Origin of the sequence: Nocardioides lijunqiniae, from assembly GCF_015024225.1 — a bacterium.
GTDB classification, from domain to species: Bacteria; Actinomycetota; Actinomycetes; order Propionibacteriales; family Nocardioidaceae; genus Nocardioides; species Nocardioides lijunqiniae.
The window spans coordinates 14,868-29,961 of sequence record NZ_JACJGM010000029.1; the positions used below are offsets into that span (position 1 = coordinate 14,868).

Below are 15,094 nucleotides of genomic sequence, written 5' to 3' on the forward strand. Positions count from 1 at the left end.
CGTCAGCCGAGGTCGACCGCGCGCACCGAGGACGCGGAGATCGCGCCCTCGATCTCGGCGAGGGCCTCGGCCGGGATGACGGAGTCGACCGAGAGGGCGACCAGCGCCTCGCCGCCCTTGGCCGCGCGGGCCACCTGCATGCCGGCGATGTTGACCTGGGCGTCGCCGAGGATCTGGCCGACGGTGCCGACCATGCCCGGGCGGTCGCTGTAGGTGAAGAAGGCGAGGTGGTTCGTCGGCTCGATGTCGATCTCGAAGCCGTTGACCTCGACCAGGCGCTCCTTCTGGTTGAGGCCGACCAGGGTGCCGCTGACCGAGACCTGCGAGCCGTCGGCGAGGGTGCCGCGGATCGTGATCAGGTTGCGGTGGTCGGGGCTCTCGGCGTCGGCGACCAGGCGTACGGCGGTGCCGCGCTCGGCGGCCAGCAGCGGGGCGTTGACGTAGGAGACCTGCTCCTCGACGACGTCGCTGAAGACGCCCTTGAGGGCGGCCAGCTCGAGCACCTTGACGTCGAACTCGGTGATCTCGCCGCGGACCTCGACGTCGATCTGCTGGGCGACCTCGCCGGCCAGCGCGGTGAAGACGCGGCCGAGCTTCTCGGTGAGGGGGATGCCGGGGCGCACGTCCTCGGCGATCACGCCGCCCTGGACGTTGACCGCGTCGGGCACGAGCTCGCCCGACAGCGCGAGGCGCACCGACTTGGCGACGGCGATGCCGGCCTTCTCCTGCGCCTCGTCGGTCGACGCGCCGAGGTGGGGCGTGGCGACGACGTTCTCGAGCTCGAAGAGCGGGCTGTCGGTGCAGGGCTCCTTGGCGAACACGTCGAGGCCGGCGGCCGCGATGCTGCCGGTCTTGAGGGCGTCGTAGAGCGCGGCCTCGTCGACGATGCCGCCGCGGGCGGCGTTGACGAGCACCAGCGAGGTCTTGGCCTTCGCGAGCTCGTCGGCGCCGATCAGCCCGACGGTCTCGGGGGTCTTGGGCAGGTGGACCGACATGAAGTCGGCCTCGGCGAGCAGGGTGTCGAGGTCGACGAGGCGCACGCCCATCTGGGCGGCGCGGCCGGCCTGCACGTAGGGGTCGTAGGCGATGACGTTCATGCCGAAGGCGCTCAGGCGCTGGGCGACCAGGACGCCGATGCGGCCCAGGCCGACGATGCCGACGGTCTTCTCGTAGAGCTCGATGCCGGTGTACTTGGAGCGCTTCCACTCCCCGCCCCGCAGCGCGGCGTGGGCCGGCGAGATGTGGCGGGCGGCGGCGAGCATCAGCGCGACGGCGAGCTCGGCGGCGGAGACGATGTTGGAGGTCGGGGCGTTGACGACCATGACGCCCGACTGGGTCGCGGCCTTCACGTCGACGTTGTCCAGGCCGACGCCCGCACGGGCGACGACCTTGAGCCGGGTGGCCGCGGCCAGGGCCTCGGCGTCGACCTTGGTCGCGGAGCGGACCAGGATCGCGTCGACGTCGGCGATCGCGGGCAGCAGCTCGGCGCGGTCGGCGCCGTTGCAGCTGCGGATCTCGAAGTCGGGTCCGAGCGCCTCGACGGTGGCGGGGCTCAGCTCTTCGGCGATGAGTACGACGGGCTTGCTCACAGCGATGTCCTCAAGGTTGATGCAGAAGGGAGGTCGCACGACGCTGTGCCGGGTCCACGTTACCTGACTGACACACGGGTAAATGAATCGCGCGCCGGTCGCAAGACACCTAGCCTGGAGGAGTCCGTGTCCCCGACCGAGGTGGTCGTCTTGCTGCTCTGAGGTGCCGTCCCCGCGCCGCCTGCCGGCGCACCGACCCCACCCTGCTCGGAGCACGCATGTCTGCTGTCATCACCTTCTCCTCCGTCGGCTTCTCCTGGCCCGACGGCACCCCCGTTCTGGACGGGCTCGACCTGCTCGTCGGCTCCGGCCGCTCGGGCCTGGTCGGCACCAACGGCGCCGGCAAGTCCACCCTGCTGCGGCTCGCCGCCGGCGCGCTGACGCCGAGCGCCGGCCGGGTCACCGTGACCGGCGAGGTGGGCTACCTCGCCCAGGACCTCACGCTGCGCACGACGCAGCCGGTCACCGACTTCCTCGGGATCGGGGGCGTCCTGCGCGCCCTGGCGGCGGTCGAGGCCGGCTCGGTCGACCAGGCCGACTTCGACGCCATCGGCGACGACTGGGACGTCGCGCACCGCGCCGAGGCCGAGCTCGCCCGGCTCGGCCTTCCGCCCGACGTGCTCGGTCGCACGATGGGTGGGCTCTCCGGCGGCGAGGTCACCCAGCTGGGGCTGGCGCGGCTGCTGCTCCGACGGCCCGACGTCCTGCTGCTGGACGAGCCGACCAACAACCTCGACGCCGCCGCGCGCGAGCGGCTCTACGACGTCGTGGAGACCTGGAGCCGCACGCTCGTCGTGGTCAGCCACGACCGTGAGCTGCTGGGGCGCGTCGACCGCGTCGGCGACCTGCGCGACGGCGTCGTGCGGTGGTACGGCGGCGGCTACTCCTCCTACGCTGCGCAGGTCGCGGCCGAGCAGGAGGCGGCCGAGCACGCCGTCACCAGCGCGCGCTCCGACGTACGCCGCCAGCGTCACGACGTCCTCGAGGCCGAGCGGGTGCTGGCCCAGCGACGGCGCACCGGCCGGCAGGCGCAGCTCTCGGGCAGCCTCCCGCGCATCGCCGCCGGCCGGCTGCGCAACAACGCCGAGCGGTCCGCCGCCTCCTACCGCAAGGTCCACGAGGAGCGGCTCGGCGACGCGAGGTCGCGGCTGACGGAGGCCGAGTCGCGGCTGCGCGAGGACCGCGAGATCCGGGTCGACCTCCCGGACACCGTCGTGGCGCGCGGCAGCTCGGTGCTCACGACGCGGGACCTCGTCATCCGCACGGGCGCGGCCGTCGAGATCGACGTGCACGGCCCCGACCGGATCGCGCTGGTCGGCGCCAACGGCAGCGGCAAGACCACGCTGCTGCACACGGTGGCCGGCCGGGTGGCGCCGGTGTCGGGGTCGGTCGAGGTGCACGTGACGCTGGGGCTGCTCCCCCAGCGCCTCGACCTGCTCGACGACGACGCCACGGTGTTCGAGAACGTCGCCGCGCGCGCTCCGGGCGCCGACGTGAACGCCGTACGGGCTCGGCTGGCGCGGTTCCTCTTCCGGGGCGCGGCCGCCGACCGGCCCGTCGGCGTGCTGTCGGGCGGCGAGCGCTTCCGCGCCTCGCTCGCGGCGGTGCTGCTCGCCGAGCCCGCTCCTCGCCTGCTGATGCTCGACGAGCCCACCAACAACCTCGACTTCGCCTCCTACGACGCGCTGGTCTCCGCGCTGTCGTCGTACGGCGGGGCGCTGCTGGTCGCCAGCCACGACGAACGGCTGCTCGCCGACATCTCGGTCGACCGCACGGTGGAGCTGCTGCCAGAGTGACGCCCGTGCATCTCGAGACCGACCGGCTGCTCATCCGTCCCTGGCGCCTCGACGAGGCGCCCCGCGTCCTCGACATCCTCAGCCGCGTCGAGGTCGTCCGCTGGCTCGGCGACGGCGAGCCGGACCTCCTCGCCGACCTCGACGCCGCGCACGCCAAGATCGAGTCCTGGCACGCGATCGAGGCGCCGCGCGGCGTCTGGGCCGTCGAGGTCAGGGAGACGGGCGTCCCGGCAGGGTCGGTGATGCTCGTCGGGATCCCCGACTCCGACGGCTTGGTGCAGATCGGCTGGAACCTGCACCCCGACAGCCACGCCACGGCTACGCCGCCGAAGCGGCGCGCGCGGTCCTCGACCACGGCCTGGCCGTGGGGATCGGCGAGATCCGAGCGCTGACCCACCTCGACAACGAGCCGTCGATCAGGGTCGCCCAGCGCGTCGGCATGCGCGACCTCGGCACCACCGACCTCTGGTACGACAGTCCCTCGCGCGTGTTCATCGTCCCCTGAGCGCGGACCGATGAGTCCGGGGTGACCCGCTGGTCAGAGGCCCATGCGCAACCTGGTGATGTACGAGCTGATGTCCCTCGACGGCGTGGCGGAGGAGCCGGGCGACTGGATGTTCGACGTCGACGACGACGTCTTCGCCAACCTCGGCCGCGTCATCGCCGCCCAGGACGACGTGCTCCTCGGCCGCGGCACCTACGACTACTGGTCGGGCTACTGGCCGACCTCCGACGTGCAGCCCTTCGCCGACTTCATCAACACCACCACCAAGCACGTCGTCACCTCGGGCGCTCCCGAGGAGCCGTGGGAGAGCTCGGTGGTCGTCCAGGAGCCTCTCGTCGACTACGTGCGTGCCCTCAAGGAGCGCCAGGGCGGCGACATCGGCGTCCACGGGAGCCTCACGCTGGCCGCCTCCCTGCTCGAGGCCGATCTCGTGGACGTGCTCGAGCTGGTCGTGGTGCCCACGCTCGCGGGCGCGGGGCGGAGGCTCTTCGGCGACCGGTCCGAGCCCGGACGGCTCAGGCTCGAGAGCGTCGCAGGCAGCCCCACCGGGGCCGTGTTCCTGCGCTACGCCCGCGGCTGACCTCGACGTCAGCGGATTCGCCACGCGATCGCTTGGTAAAGACCGAGCCGAAACGCCGCGAGGCGCTTCTGTGGGAACTACGTTCACAGGTGACCTGACCCCGACCCCCCGGAGCACCCCATGCGGAAGAAGTCCTGGCTGTACCTGTTGCCACTCGTCGCCGGCCTGCTGGGGGCGTCCGGGGCGCCCGGCCAGGCCGCCGCCGCCGAGAGCTGGTCCGTGACCGGAGTGAACTCGACGGGGTGCGCCAGTGGCGACTGGAACATCGACGTCTTCGCCGCGAACTTCGACGGGAACGACTACGTCATGCACACCATCGTCACCTCGGGCGGCCTCGTCTACATGAACGAGGACGCCGGGTCGATCACCAACGGCTCGGACACCTGGGGGCTCTACGCCACGGACACCTACGGCCCCACGACCGGCACCTACCCGATCCCGGCAGGACAGCCGATGAAGGTGGTGCTGCGGGTGGAGCGCCCGAAGGGCACGGTGCTGTCGTCGTGGACCATGGAAGCCAAGTCGTGCGACAGCGCGACGCTGCTGTTCAACGGCTCCGACCTCGACGACGACCGCCTCTCCCCGCCTGCAGACAAGTGCCCCACGCGTGCCGGCAAGAGCGCCAACGGCTGCCCCGTCGTCACCCGCGCCCTCAGCGTCAGCAAGAAGAGCACCCCGATGCGGGTCACCGGACGCCTCCGGGCGCCCGGCCAGCCGGCGTACGCCGCCAAGCGCAAGGTGCGGGTCTGGAAGGTCCGCCCCGGTCCGGACAAGCTGGTCGGTGTCCGGACCACCACGGCCAAGGGGACGTTCAGCAAGCGCGTGCGCGCGGGTCGCTACTACGTCACGACCGTGGCCGTGCTGGACCCGGCGACCGGCTACGCGCCGCCGATCAGGTCACGCAAGGTCCGCGTCCGCTGACGGCGCTCCCACGAGCCGTGGGGCTCCACCGTGATGCACCGCGAGGCGACTAGGCGAGGCCTGCCTCGTACGCGGCGATCACGAGGTGGACCCGGTCGCGCGCGCCCATCTTTGCGAGGATGCGAGCCACGTGCGTCTTGGCGGTCAGCGGGCTGACGACCAGCTCGTCCGCGATCTCCTGGTTGCTCCTTCCCGCGGCGACCAGCAGCAGCACCTCGCGCTCGCGCGCCGTCAGGCTGGCCAGGCGCTCGGGCGCCGGCGCGTCGGGGCGACTCAGCGCCCGGGTGATGACCGTCCTGGTGGCGCCGGGCGAGAGCAGCGCCTCGCCCGCTGCGACGGTGCGGATGGCGTCGAGCAGCGCGTCCGGACGGGTGTCCTTGGGCAGGAACCCACAGGCGCCTGCGCGAAGGCCGCGCAGCACGTTGGTGTCCGTCTCGAACGTCGTCAGGATCAGCACCTTGCTACCGCTCGATCCGGCGTCGGCGACGATCTGGCGAGTCGCCTCGATGCCGTCGGTGCTCGGCATCCTGATGTCCATCAGGACCACGTCGGGTCGCAGGTCCCGGGTCAGCGTCACCGCCTCGTCGCCGGTGCCGGCCTCCCCGACGACCTCCATGTCGGCAGCGGAGCCGACCAGCAGCGCGAACGCGCCGCGCACCAGGGCCTGGTCGTCTGCGAGCAGGACCCGGATCACGGCGACACCCGCCAGGTCCTCGGCAGCGGCAGGCTGGCCCGCACCGCGAACCCTCCGGACCCGTCCGGGCCGGCGGACAGCTCGCCGCCGACGGCCTGCGCCCGCCCTGTCATCCCGAGGATCCCGAAGCCGGCCGGTGTCACGGTCGAGTCCGCTCGCGCCGGTCCGTCGTCGACGACCACGATCCGCAGCTGGTGGTCGTCCTGGTCGAGCCGGACGGTCGCGTGCCTCGCCGTCGAGTGTCGAACGACGTTGGTGAGCGACTCCTGGATGATCCGATAGGCCACGACGGACACCGTCGACGGCAGCTCGTCCGACACCCCGTCCGCCTCCACCTCGACCTGCACATCAGCCGCCCCGGCCGTCTCCACCAGGCGCTGCAGCTCACCGAGGTGGGGCGCTGGTCCGGTCGGCTCGGCCTCGCCGCCGTGCAGCACGTCGAGCACGGCACGCAGCTCGTGGAGCGTGTCCCGGCTCGTGTCCGACAGCTGGTGCAGCGTGCTGGACAGCTCCCGCAGCGACGCGTCCCCGCGCTCCGCCTGCTGGTCGATCAGGTGGGCGGCGACGGAGGCCTGGACGTTCGCGACCGCGAGGCCGTGCGCCAGGACGTCGTGCAGCTCGGCGGCGATCAGCACCCGCTCCTCGGCGACCCGGCGCTCGATCTCGTCGGCACGCTCCTGCTCGAGTCGCGCGGTGACGGCGGCCGTCCAGTTTCCGTAGAAGCGGACCGTGAGGCCCGCGAAGAAGGCCATGAACAGCCAGCCGACGCCGAGGAGAGCGTCGCCCAGCGCCCCCGACGCGGCGACGGCCGGCAGGCCCACCGTGGCCAGCACCACCAGGGCGGCGTACCCCGGTCGCGGCCGCTCGCTGTATCGCGCCGCCGTGAACGCCGCCACGACCAGGGCCGGCATCGTGGCCTCGTGGGGGTAGTCGAGGAGGTGGTAGGGCGTCGACACGGCGAGGACCGCCAGGACGACGGGGATCGGCCACCGCCGCCGAGCCAGCAACGGAGCCGACGTCGCAGCCAGGAGCGCGATCGCGCCGAGGTCCACGCCTCGCTCGTCCTCGGCAGTGACCGCCTGGAGCGTGAAGGCCATGACGACGCCGAGCGCGAACGACCCCGCCGCCAGCAGCCGATCGGCCACCGGCGGACGGAGCGCCGTCATCGTTCACACACGGTCATCGACACTGTCCTCACTCGTCCGCGAGAGGTTGCTGGGCCACCAGATCCTCGAGCCCAGCGACATCGTCAGCGCCGGCACCACGACGGACCGCACCAGCAAGGTATCGATGAGCACGCCGACGGCGACCAGTATCCCGATCTCGACGAGCATGACGAGCGGCAGCGAGGCGAGCACCGCGAACGTCGCCGCCAGCACGACGCCGGCCGAGGTGACCACGCCGCCGGTGACGGCGAGGCCACGCTTCGTGCCCTCGACGGTGCCGTGCCGGACGGCTTCCTCGCGCACCCGGGTCATCAGGAAGATGTTGTAGTCGACACCGAGCGCCACCAGGAACAGGAACCCGATCAGGGGCACCGACGACTCCAGCCCGGCGAACCCGAGGACATGGTCGAACACCAGGGTGCACAGTCCGAGGGCGCCGAGGTACGACACGACGACGGTGGCGACCAGCACCAGCGGAGCCACGATCGCCCGGAGCAGCAGGCCGAGGATGGCGAGCACCACCAGCAGGATCAGCGGCATCACCAGGTTGCGGTCGGTCCTGTTGGTCTCGGCCTCGTCGAGCTTCTCGGCGCTCGGCCCGCCGACCAGCGCGGCCTCACCGGCGACCTCGCGCAGGCTCTCCCGCAGCTGCTTGATCGTCGCCGTCTCCCCCGCGCTCTCGGGAGGGCCGACCGGGAGCACGGACATCTCCACCCAGTCGTCGCTGGACCGGCCGATCTCGGCCCGGGCGACCCCCGGCGTTCCCTCCACCGCGGCCAGGACCTCGCGGCTCTGGTCCGGACGACTCAGCACGGTGAGCGGCTGCCCGCTCGCGTCGGGGTAGCGCGCCTCGATCAGCTTCGCGCCCGTCACGGAGTCCGGTGTCGATCGGGCGAACTGGTCCAGCTGCGGGAGGGCGCTGTTGACCCCCACGATCCCCAGCGCGAGAGCGCCCAGGATCACCATCGGGACGGCCCAGCTGACGACGCGGCGACGCGCCACCAGCTCGCCGAGCCGAGCCCATCGCGACCCGGACGCGCGCGCCTCAGCCCCGAGCCTCGGCACGAACGGCCAGAAGACGCGGCGACCGAGCACCACCAGCAGAGCGGGGAAGAGCGTCAGCATGACGAGCAACGAGGCCCCGATGCCCGCCGCCCCCACGGGGCCGAGGCTGCTGATGCTGTTGAGGTCCGCGGCCAGCAGGCACAGCAGACCGGCGACCACCGTCGCCGCCGACGCGAGGATGGCCGGACCGGCGCCCCGCAGGGCCGCCACCATGGCGTCCATCGGTCGCTCGTGGCGGTGCAGCTCCTCGCGGTAGCGGGACACGAGCAGCAGGGCGTAGTCGGTGCCCGCGCCGAAGACCAGCACGATCAGCAGCGCCGAGCTCATGCTCGTGATGGTGAAGTCGAACAGCTGGGTCAGGGCGTAGACGACACCCATCGACGTGACCGCCGCGACCCCGACCGCCGTGAGCGGGACCAGCCACAGCAACGGACTGCGGTAGGTCAGGATCAGCAGGACCGCGACGACGATGGCCGTCGCGAGCATCAAGGTCGCGTCGACGGCATCGAAGACCTCGTCCATGTCGGCCCCCAGCGCGGTCGGACCGGTGACGTAGGCGTCCAGTCCACTCGGCCGGTCGTCAAGGAGGGCACGCGCATCCGCGGTAGCGCCGGCCTCCTCGGCGACCGCCTCGCGGTCGAGCGGAAGCGTGTACATCAGGGCCGTGCCGTCGTCGGAGCCGACGATCTCGGGCAGGGCGTCGGCGTCGCCCCCGAAGCGCTCCGCGAGCTCGGACTGGCCGCGCTCGACGGCCTCCCGGTCGCCCGGCTGGAGGCCGCCCGGTCGTTCGTACACGACCATGAGCAGGCCGCTCTCGCCGCCGGGCAGCTCGGCCTCGGCCTGGAGGACCTTGGTCGACTGGGCGCTGGCCGGCAGGTAGTCGGCCTGGCCGTCGCGGGTGACCGAGTCGAGCTTGCCGGCGAGCGAGTAGCCGCCCACCAGCAGCCCGACCCACACGGCCAGCACGAGCCAGGGCAGCACGGTCATGGTGCGTGATCTCGTCGGGCTGGTGTCGGCACCGGACTGGTCGGGCGCCGTGAGCTGAGAAGTCATGGCGTTCACGCTGTCAATCCGGCGGCGCCGACGCGTCTGGCCACGGCAGGCACTTCGCCGTACTCCGTTCGGCGTACGGCGGGAGGGAAGGATCGCCGCGTGATCCGGGTTTTCAGTACGTGGACAGAGGCTTCGGCAGGCTGAAGCTGGTCGTCTTACCCGCACTCGCAGGGTCCGGGCGCAGCCCGTGCGGTGACCGCTCGAAGCCCCGGACACCCCAGGCTCAACACCGTGGCCCGGCAGTCCCACCGGTGCAGTTTCCTGAGCCACCTCCGAGGCTGACCTCTGTGACCACCTAAGAGCCGGCTCGGCCGCCCCTGCGGCTAGGGCGCCGGATCGCGCCGTATGAGGTTGGGGCATTCCGCCCAGAATGTCGCGGGCGCGCTGTGCAGCGAATCTTGTCAGGCCGCGATGCGCCGGTACCGGTGGGCACGGATCTGTCGGCCGACGCGGCGCCAGGTGTGCGGGAGCAACATTGCCTCGCACAGGAAGGCGGGGACGTCGTAGTAATCGTAGGTGCCGCCACTGCGGAACCTGACCCGCAGGGTGCGCGTGGCGTGGTCGTAGCCCATGAAGGCGACGTTGTCGGAGACGACGGGGACCATGTTCATGTTCCGCTCCTCTGGTTGAGGTTGTTCAGCTGCGGGTCCGGTTGGGGACCCAGTGAATGCGGCCGTCGCGGAGCCAGTAGTGGCATCGGGGATTGCCGCGGTAGTCGATGGACGGGTGGACGGACGGCTGCCCGGCCGTATTGGCGGTGACCGTCCAGCGGGTCCGTGCGGGGTTGGCCAGGTTGAGCTCGATGGTGTGGCCGCGTCCGCACGGGCAGTCGAGGAGCGCCCACTTGGGTGTCGTCGCTCCGAGGACGTAAACGCACCGGGGGTCCAGGTGCTCAGGCAGACCACTGCGGTCTGCAAGAACCACTACCTGGCTGACGCGGGACTTCGCGTGGCTGTTGCGGGCACGCCGGTACGCGCGGACGACACGGGTGCGGGCGTTGGCCAAGAGACGCTTCACTGGAGGACTCCGAGGAGGTCCAGGTACGGGGCGCGGATGCCGCGGCCGATGAAGGCCGCGGTGGCGCAGAAGCAGCCGCGGCGTGCCGGTCGGGCGTTGCGGCGCAGCTCACTGAGGTGGGAGCGCATCAACAGCTCCGTCGCTTCGGTCTTCCCGAGGCCGGTCAGGCGCAGGACGAACTCGGTCGCGCCGAGCGCCGCGACGCTGGTGGTGAGGGTGACGACCGCGGGCTGCGGAGTCTCGGCCGCCTGCACGTACCCCTCGCCGGCGAGCGCCTTGCGGGTCTCGGGGTCGAGGTTCTCGGCGGCCGCGAGGCCCGGGTCGATCCGGCCGCGGCACAGCAGGCACGCCGTGCCGGGCGCCACCCAGGTGACGCGCTGCTCGATCTGCACCTCTCGGCCTCCGTCCTCGCGCTCGGTCGGCGCGACCAGGACAGCGACATCGACGACGGGAGCGATGTGCGCGTACGCCCATCGGTTCAGGATCAGGCGGGCGCCATGCCCGTCGACGCAGCTGAACACGACGTCGGAGTGCGCGATCGCGGCGAGCGCGTCCGGGTGGTTCAGCGGCTTGTCGATCCGGACCACCGGGGTGCCTAGGCCGATCTCGTCGAGGTGGTCACCGAGCGCGTCCACCTTGAGGCGGCCGACGTCACCGGTCGTGATGCCGTGCCCGCGGGTCGGCGTCGGGTCGGTGACGACGTCGTCGTCGACGATGACGAGCTCACCCAACCCCAGGCGTGCGACCTGCACGGAGACCGCGGACCCGGTGCCGCCGCCACCGATGACGGCGGCGCGCACGTGCTTCAGGGTCCGGTTGCCGTCCGGGCCGAGCATCCGAATCTGCCGGTCAAACACCGACATCTGCTCCTCGTTCGCCAGATCGCCCAACTCCTCAGCGTCAGCGGGCGGCAGGTACAGGCGGAGACCAGCGCCAGCGACCCGGACCGCGTCGACGACGACGAACTGCGGCGCCTGTGCGTCGAAGGTCTCGCCAAGGTCGTACAGGCGGGCGGCGACCTGCGGGGCGTCCAGGCTGCCGGCGACCACGATGGCCGCGTAGTACGGAGCGCCGAACTCGCGGGCCGCGTTCGCCAGCTCGACGTCGACCTGGTCGTCGTAGGTGGAGAACTCTGGCAGGCCACGCGGGTGGGTGTGGACGAACATCGGGACCTGGTCGTGCGCCACGGCCGCACGGAACGCCGGCACCCACCCGGACGAGGAGATCGACAGGCTTATCGGGCCGCGCTCGACGTAGGCCCCCTCGGGGACCGGCGTGACGGTCTGCGCGAGCAGCGTGATCGACCCGGCCACCTTCGGGATCTCGGCACCGGCGACGGACGTGTCCACGGTGGTCGCCACGGCCCCCACGAGGGAGGTCGCGACGACCGCCGCGGTTTCGTCACCGGCGCCGAGGGAGGAGGCCAGCGGGGTGAACTGGTCCTCGGTGAACGCGATGCGGGTCGACATCAGTGGCCGCCCGCGATCGCCATGGCCCGGCGGACGTACGCGAGGTACGTCTCGAGGTTGTCGATGCCCGGTCGCCACTGGCCCCCGATGTGGCGGCTCCACCGCTGCCAGACCCGGCCGACGTGGTTCTCGATCACCTCGGTGCCCGGAATCGCGGCGCCCTTGGCTGTCAGGGCCGGCGACACCCAGAACATGTCCGGGGTGGCGTCGGGGAACCCGATCGGCAGGCGCAGCAGAAGGTCGGCCTCGGACCGGTCGAGACCCGGGGTCGGGAAGTCGGCCAGAACGACGTTGATGAACCCGTCAGACACCTCGACCGTGGAGCTATAGCCCAGCGAGTCGAGGAGGGATTGGTCTTGTTCGCGGAGGACCGCCACGAGCGCACCCATCGCTCAGGTCCCGGAGTGCGGTTCGATGACCTGGCCCGGGTTGATCACGCGCGGCACGGTGAAGAACCGCATGTTCTTCTCCAGTTCGACGACCTCGTCGTCCTCGATGAGCTTGTCGAGCTCGTCGATGATGTCGAGCCACAGGTCGCGGTCGCTGCTCACCGGCGGGGACGGGACGGTACGCAGCTGCGCCCCGGTGAGCTTGCTGCCCTCGGGGTGGTACTTCGTGCCGTCGATGTAGATGGGCACCTTGCCCGGCTTCTGGTCCTTCGCGTTCTCCGTAGACACACTGCGTCCGTTCTGCTCGGTGTTGTCGTTGTCGTTCATGGGGTGTTTCCTCCTTGACTTCCGGGATCGCCCGACGGGCGCGAGTGGGCTTGTGCAACGGACCAGGTCCGTGCACGTGCTCACCCGGAACAGACGAGCCAACTCTGGGAGACCGATCGGCCGGATTGGATGCGCATGACGAGGGCATCCAGCTGGCGTTGCGACACAAGCGGAGAGACCGGTATGAGCCACCGCTCGAGCCGGCATCCGCGCTCAATGGACTCGCCCGTCAGGCGCAGATGCGGGCCCACCGCTCGTCGAAACGGCACACTGACCTAGGGCGGGAGGGATGTACCCGCTGGCCAGTCGCGCGCGGGGATGGAACAAGGGCATGTCCAGCTACGAAGAGGAAGACGAGCTGACGCTCGTTGTTCGCCTCGTCTGGCAGGTTGTCCGGCAGTCCTCGTTCCCGCCGCCCGGGGACCACGACAGTTGGACCGAGACCGCGGTCACCGACCAGGCCGTCGACCTGTACCTGCACAAGGGCGCCGCCATCGTCGCCGAGGCCAAGGCAGCCGCAGGCGGCGACCCGGGTCACCTGGAACGACGACTCCTCAAGACCATCCGCAACTACATGATCGACGTCGCCAAGAGCACTCCCGTCGGCCTCATGCGGAACCGACTCGCGACGATGCTGCTGCGCCACCCTGACTACGTCCGACTCGACGACGCCGCTAACCCGCTTGACGGGTGGGCGCCCGTCGCGTCCCGGGGCGCCCGCGGCGAACTGTGGCAGGGCGACGAAGATGATCTTCACGCGGCTGCGGCACGAACCCCGGTCCCGCCTGGCGTGAAGTTCAACAGGTCCGGCCCGCCGCCCCCGGTCACGAAGCAGGCACTACTCGACGTCATCACCGCGATCTTCACCGCTGCCGGCAGCTGCTACCTCCCTGACCAGATCCTCGCTCGGGTAGTCGCCCGCCGCTTCGACGAGTTCCTCGACCCGGACAACCGCGACGTCTCCGACACCACCAGCCCGACCGACCCCGAACACCTCGCCGTGTACGGTCCCGCCGACCCGACTGCCGAGGACCAGCTCGACCGAGTAGCAGCAGCAGACGCCGCAGACTGGCTCTGGGTCGAGTTCTCCGCCGAGGAACGCTCGATTTATCCGTTCCTCGACGTCCCCGAGACTCCAGATGCGCGCATCGCAGCGGTGGTCCTCATTCTTGGCTGCGGAGAAGGCGAAGCCCAGGCCATCCTGGAGGCAATGTTCGCCAAGATCCGTGAACACGCACCGACCCCCGAGTTCGGCCGGCACATCCTGGACGAACTCACAGCTATCTACAGCCGCGAGCACCCCAACGGCCCCCCGGGCGGAACCCCATGACGCAAACAACCACCGGGACGGGCCTCGAACTCCTAATCGCACGAATGACTAACTCCTGTCCGACCAGAACCTGTAGTCGTGGCTCTGGGCGAGATGGCTCGTCAGTTCACATGGAGAGGCGAGCAACGCTGCCGCCCATGAACCGCGACCATGTCGAAGCACTCGCCACCGCCGCCGTCGCAGAAGGTGCTCTGTCGGTGCGCCCATGGGCGGCTTCAACGATGATGAACGTGGAAACGAGGTGACTATGGGCGACGGACAGCGCACCCCGAACGGTGGTGACAAGTTCAACTTCGCAGCGGCGGCAGACTCCGTTCGCGAGCGACTACTCGCCGCACGAGGCATCAGTGCGCCCACCTTTGCCGACGAGACGGCCGAACCGCCCGACCCCGGAATCAATCAGATCTGGCGAGCACGATGGGAGAAGACGGCGCTCGCGGTCATCATCGTGACCAACCCAGACGACGACCATGTGAGGGTCGCAGCAGTCACCTTTGACCCGGACCTTGCTGACTCCAGCGCAACGGTGACCCCAGCGTCCGCAACGACGATCGGGATCTCCGCGGTTCTCTGGCTCGACGCCACACAGACCATTCCTCTCGCCACACTCGACGCGCATCTGGGGAACGTGAAGACGCCGTCCCCGGAGCGGAAGCTCGCCTCGAACGAGCTCCTTCACTATCAAGCTATCCCGACCAACCGGACCTACGACGGCGTCATGCGCGCGAGCATCATCGACGACCTCAAAACCCTTACCTACGCCAGCTGGATCCCCGAATCCGGTGGCGACATAACAGAGCTCCTCGCCAACGTCAAAAGTTCCGAGATCGTCCAGGCCGTCGGCGTGAGCACTGCCGAGGCGCTGCAGATCAAACGCGGCCAAAGACCGCTTCAACCTGACGAAGCGACCATGATCGCTCCCCTTGCCGGGCACTCGGCCGATGAACTCGTCGCAGCTGCCTCACAGCTCCCGTCCGCTGTCATTCACCTGTTCAACACACCAGCGGTCCGCGCCCGCATTACTAAATACGCGAGGGCGACTGGCGCCGACGAAATCACCGCGCGTCGCGATTGCGCCTACGGGGTCTACGCAGCAGCGGCGCGCGCCACCGGACAAGCCAACGACAACGAACTCGACCAGTGGCGCCAACGCATCAACCAGTACCTCGACACCCACCTGCCCCAGGACTAGG

At 70.5% G+C, this 15,094-nt stretch carries 15 protein-coding genes and 2 pseudogenes; 8 read left to right on the forward strand and 9 right to left on the reverse strand.

The window, feature by feature from the left end; genetic code table 11:
* Nucleotides 1-2: 2 nt before the first annotated feature.
* Nucleotides 3-1,589 carry a phosphoglycerate dehydrogenase gene (serA, locus tag IRQ30_RS16795; protein WP_193614128.1) on the reverse strand — a complete coding sequence of 529 codons (1,587 nt, stop codon included), beginning with the start codon at nucleotides 1,587-1,589 and terminating at the stop codon, nucleotides 3-5.
* A gap of 218 nt (nucleotides 1,590-1,807) precedes the next feature.
* Here serA and IRQ30_RS24380 point away from each other — a divergent pair.
* The 6 genes and pseudogenes from IRQ30_RS24380 to IRQ30_RS16820 all read left to right on the forward strand — a co-directional run.
* A pseudogene (locus IRQ30_RS24380) lies at nucleotides 1,808-2,305 on the forward strand (ATP-binding cassette domain-containing protein); the annotation flags it as partial.
* A gap of 570 nt (nucleotides 2,306-2,875) precedes the next feature.
* A pseudogene (locus tag IRQ30_RS24385) lies at nucleotides 2,876-3,256 on the forward strand (ATP-binding cassette domain-containing protein); the annotation flags it as partial.
* Between the two features lie 134 nt (nucleotides 3,257-3,390).
* Complete coding sequence (locus tag IRQ30_RS16805) at nucleotides 3,391-3,777, forward strand: GNAT family N-acetyltransferase (RefSeq protein WP_193614130.1); 387 nt, start codon at nucleotides 3,391-3,393, stop codon at nucleotides 3,775-3,777.
* Nucleotides 3,750-3,890 (forward strand): GNAT family N-acetyltransferase, encoded by a 141-nt coding sequence (locus IRQ30_RS24390; RefSeq protein WP_193614131.1) that lies wholly within the window; start codon nucleotides 3,750-3,752, stop codon nucleotides 3,888-3,890. The genes IRQ30_RS16805 and IRQ30_RS24390 overlap by 28 nt, the downstream gene beginning before the upstream one ends.
* 43 nt (nucleotides 3,891-3,933) lie before the next feature.
* Nucleotides 3,934-4,470, forward strand: a complete 537-nt coding sequence (locus IRQ30_RS16815) for a dihydrofolate reductase family protein (RefSeq protein WP_193614132.1) — start codon at nucleotides 3,934-3,936, stop codon at nucleotides 4,468-4,470.
* A 120-nt stretch (nucleotides 4,471-4,590) separates the two neighbouring features.
* The gene (locus tag IRQ30_RS16820) at nucleotides 4,591-5,391 is read left to right on the forward strand and encodes a hypothetical protein (protein WP_193614133.1); all 801 of its coding nucleotides are present in this window, start codon (nucleotides 4,591-4,593) and stop codon (nucleotides 5,389-5,391) included.
* Nucleotides 5,392-5,440: 49 nt separating this feature from the next.
* Here the strand turns inward: IRQ30_RS16820 and IRQ30_RS16825 are convergent, their stop codons facing one another.
* The 8 genes from IRQ30_RS16825 to IRQ30_RS16855 all read right to left on the reverse strand — a co-directional run bounded on the left by IRQ30_RS16825 (nucleotide 5,441) and on the right by IRQ30_RS16855 (nucleotide 12,571).
* Entirely contained in the window at nucleotides 5,441-6,085 is a 645-nt protein-coding gene (locus IRQ30_RS16825) for a response regulator (protein WP_193614134.1), read from the reverse strand.
* On the reverse strand, nucleotides 6,082-7,251 hold the full coding sequence (locus tag IRQ30_RS16830; RefSeq protein WP_193614135.1) for a sensor histidine kinase: 1,170 nt from the start codon (nucleotides 7,249-7,251) through the stop codon (nucleotides 6,082-6,084). The genes IRQ30_RS16825 and IRQ30_RS16830 overlap by 4 nt, the downstream gene beginning before the upstream one ends.
* Nucleotides 7,252-7,254: 3 nt before the next feature.
* Entirely contained in the window at nucleotides 7,255-9,369 is a 2,115-nt protein-coding gene (locus tag IRQ30_RS16835; protein WP_193614136.1) for an MMPL family transporter, read from the reverse strand.
* Nucleotides 9,370-9,770: 401 nt separating this feature from the next.
* A complete protein-coding gene (locus IRQ30_RS16840) occupies nucleotides 9,771-9,980 on the reverse strand; it encodes a KTSC domain-containing protein (protein WP_193614137.1) in 210 nt (69 codons plus the stop codon).
* A gap of 25 nt (nucleotides 9,981-10,005) precedes the next feature.
* Nucleotides 10,006-10,386 (reverse strand): ubiquitination-like system serine protease family protein, encoded by a 381-nt coding sequence (locus IRQ30_RS24395; RefSeq protein ID WP_420827613.1) that lies wholly within the window; start codon nucleotides 10,384-10,386, stop codon nucleotides 10,006-10,008.
* Complete coding sequence (locus tag IRQ30_RS16845) at nucleotides 10,383-11,855, reverse strand: HesA/MoeB/ThiF family protein (RefSeq protein ID WP_193614138.1); 1,473 nt, start codon at nucleotides 11,853-11,855, stop codon at nucleotides 10,383-10,385. Before IRQ30_RS16845 ends, IRQ30_RS24395 begins: the two co-directional genes overlap by 4 nt.
* A complete protein-coding gene (locus tag IRQ30_RS16850) occupies nucleotides 11,855-12,244 on the reverse strand; it encodes an E2/UBC family protein (RefSeq protein WP_193614139.1) in 390 nt (129 codons plus the stop codon). The genes IRQ30_RS16845 and IRQ30_RS16850 overlap by 1 nt, the downstream gene beginning before the upstream one ends.
* A gap of 3 nt (nucleotides 12,245-12,247) precedes the next feature.
* The gene (locus tag IRQ30_RS16855) at nucleotides 12,248-12,571 is read right to left on the reverse strand and encodes a multiubiquitin domain-containing protein (RefSeq protein ID WP_193614140.1); all 324 of its coding nucleotides are present in this window, start codon (nucleotides 12,569-12,571) and stop codon (nucleotides 12,248-12,250) included.
* Nucleotides 12,572-12,902: 331 nt separating this feature from the next.
* Here IRQ30_RS16855 and IRQ30_RS16860 point away from each other — a divergent pair, with 331 nt between their 5' ends.
* Together IRQ30_RS16860 and IRQ30_RS16865 are read left to right on the forward strand one after the other, a co-directional pair.
* Nucleotides 12,903-13,901, forward strand: a complete 999-nt coding sequence (locus tag IRQ30_RS16860) for a hypothetical protein (protein ID WP_193614141.1) — start codon at nucleotides 12,903-12,905, stop codon at nucleotides 13,899-13,901.
* A gap of 205 nt (nucleotides 13,902-14,106) precedes the next feature.
* Nucleotides 14,107-15,093 (forward strand): hypothetical protein, encoded by a 987-nt coding sequence (locus IRQ30_RS16865; RefSeq protein WP_193614142.1) that lies wholly within the window; start codon nucleotides 14,107-14,109, stop codon nucleotides 15,091-15,093.
* Nucleotide 15,094 lies beyond the last annotated feature (1 nt).

Excerpts from the sequence above, each read along its gene's own strand:
- IRQ30_RS16815 (WP_193614132.1), top strand. The coding sequence starts at position 3,934 with ATGCGCAACCTGGTGATGTACGAGCTGATGTCCCTCGACGGCGTGGCG.
- IRQ30_RS16820 (WP_193614133.1), top strand. The coding sequence starts at position 4,591 with ATGCGGAAGAAGTCCTGGCTGTACCTGTTGCCACTCGTCGCCGGCCTG.
- IRQ30_RS16830 (WP_193614135.1), bottom strand. The coding sequence starts at position 7,251 with ATGACGGCGCTCCGTCCGCCGGTGGCCGATCGGCTGCTGGCGGCGGGG.
- IRQ30_RS16835 (WP_193614136.1), bottom strand. The coding sequence starts at position 9,369 with ATGACTTCTCAGCTCACGGCGCCCGACCAGTCCGGTGCCGACACCAGC.
- IRQ30_RS16840 (WP_193614137.1), bottom strand. The coding sequence starts at position 9,980 with ATGAACATGGTCCCCGTCGTCTCCGACAACGTCGCCTTCATGGGCTAC.
- IRQ30_RS16845 (WP_193614138.1), bottom strand. The coding sequence starts at position 11,855 with ATGTCGACCCGCATCGCGTTCACCGAGGACCAGTTCACCCCGCTGGCC.
- IRQ30_RS16850 (WP_193614139.1), bottom strand. The coding sequence starts at position 12,244 with ATGGGTGCGCTCGTGGCGGTCCTCCGCGAACAAGACCAATCCCTCCTC.
- IRQ30_RS16855 (WP_193614140.1), bottom strand. The coding sequence starts at position 12,571 with ATGAACGACAACGACAACACCGAGCAGAACGGACGCAGTGTGTCTACG.
- IRQ30_RS16860 (WP_193614141.1), top strand. The coding sequence starts at position 12,903 with ATGTCCAGCTACGAAGAGGAAGACGAGCTGACGCTCGTTGTTCGCCTC.
- IRQ30_RS16865 (WP_193614142.1), top strand. The coding sequence starts at position 14,107 with ATGGGCGGCTTCAACGATGATGAACGTGGAAACGAGGTGACTATGGGC.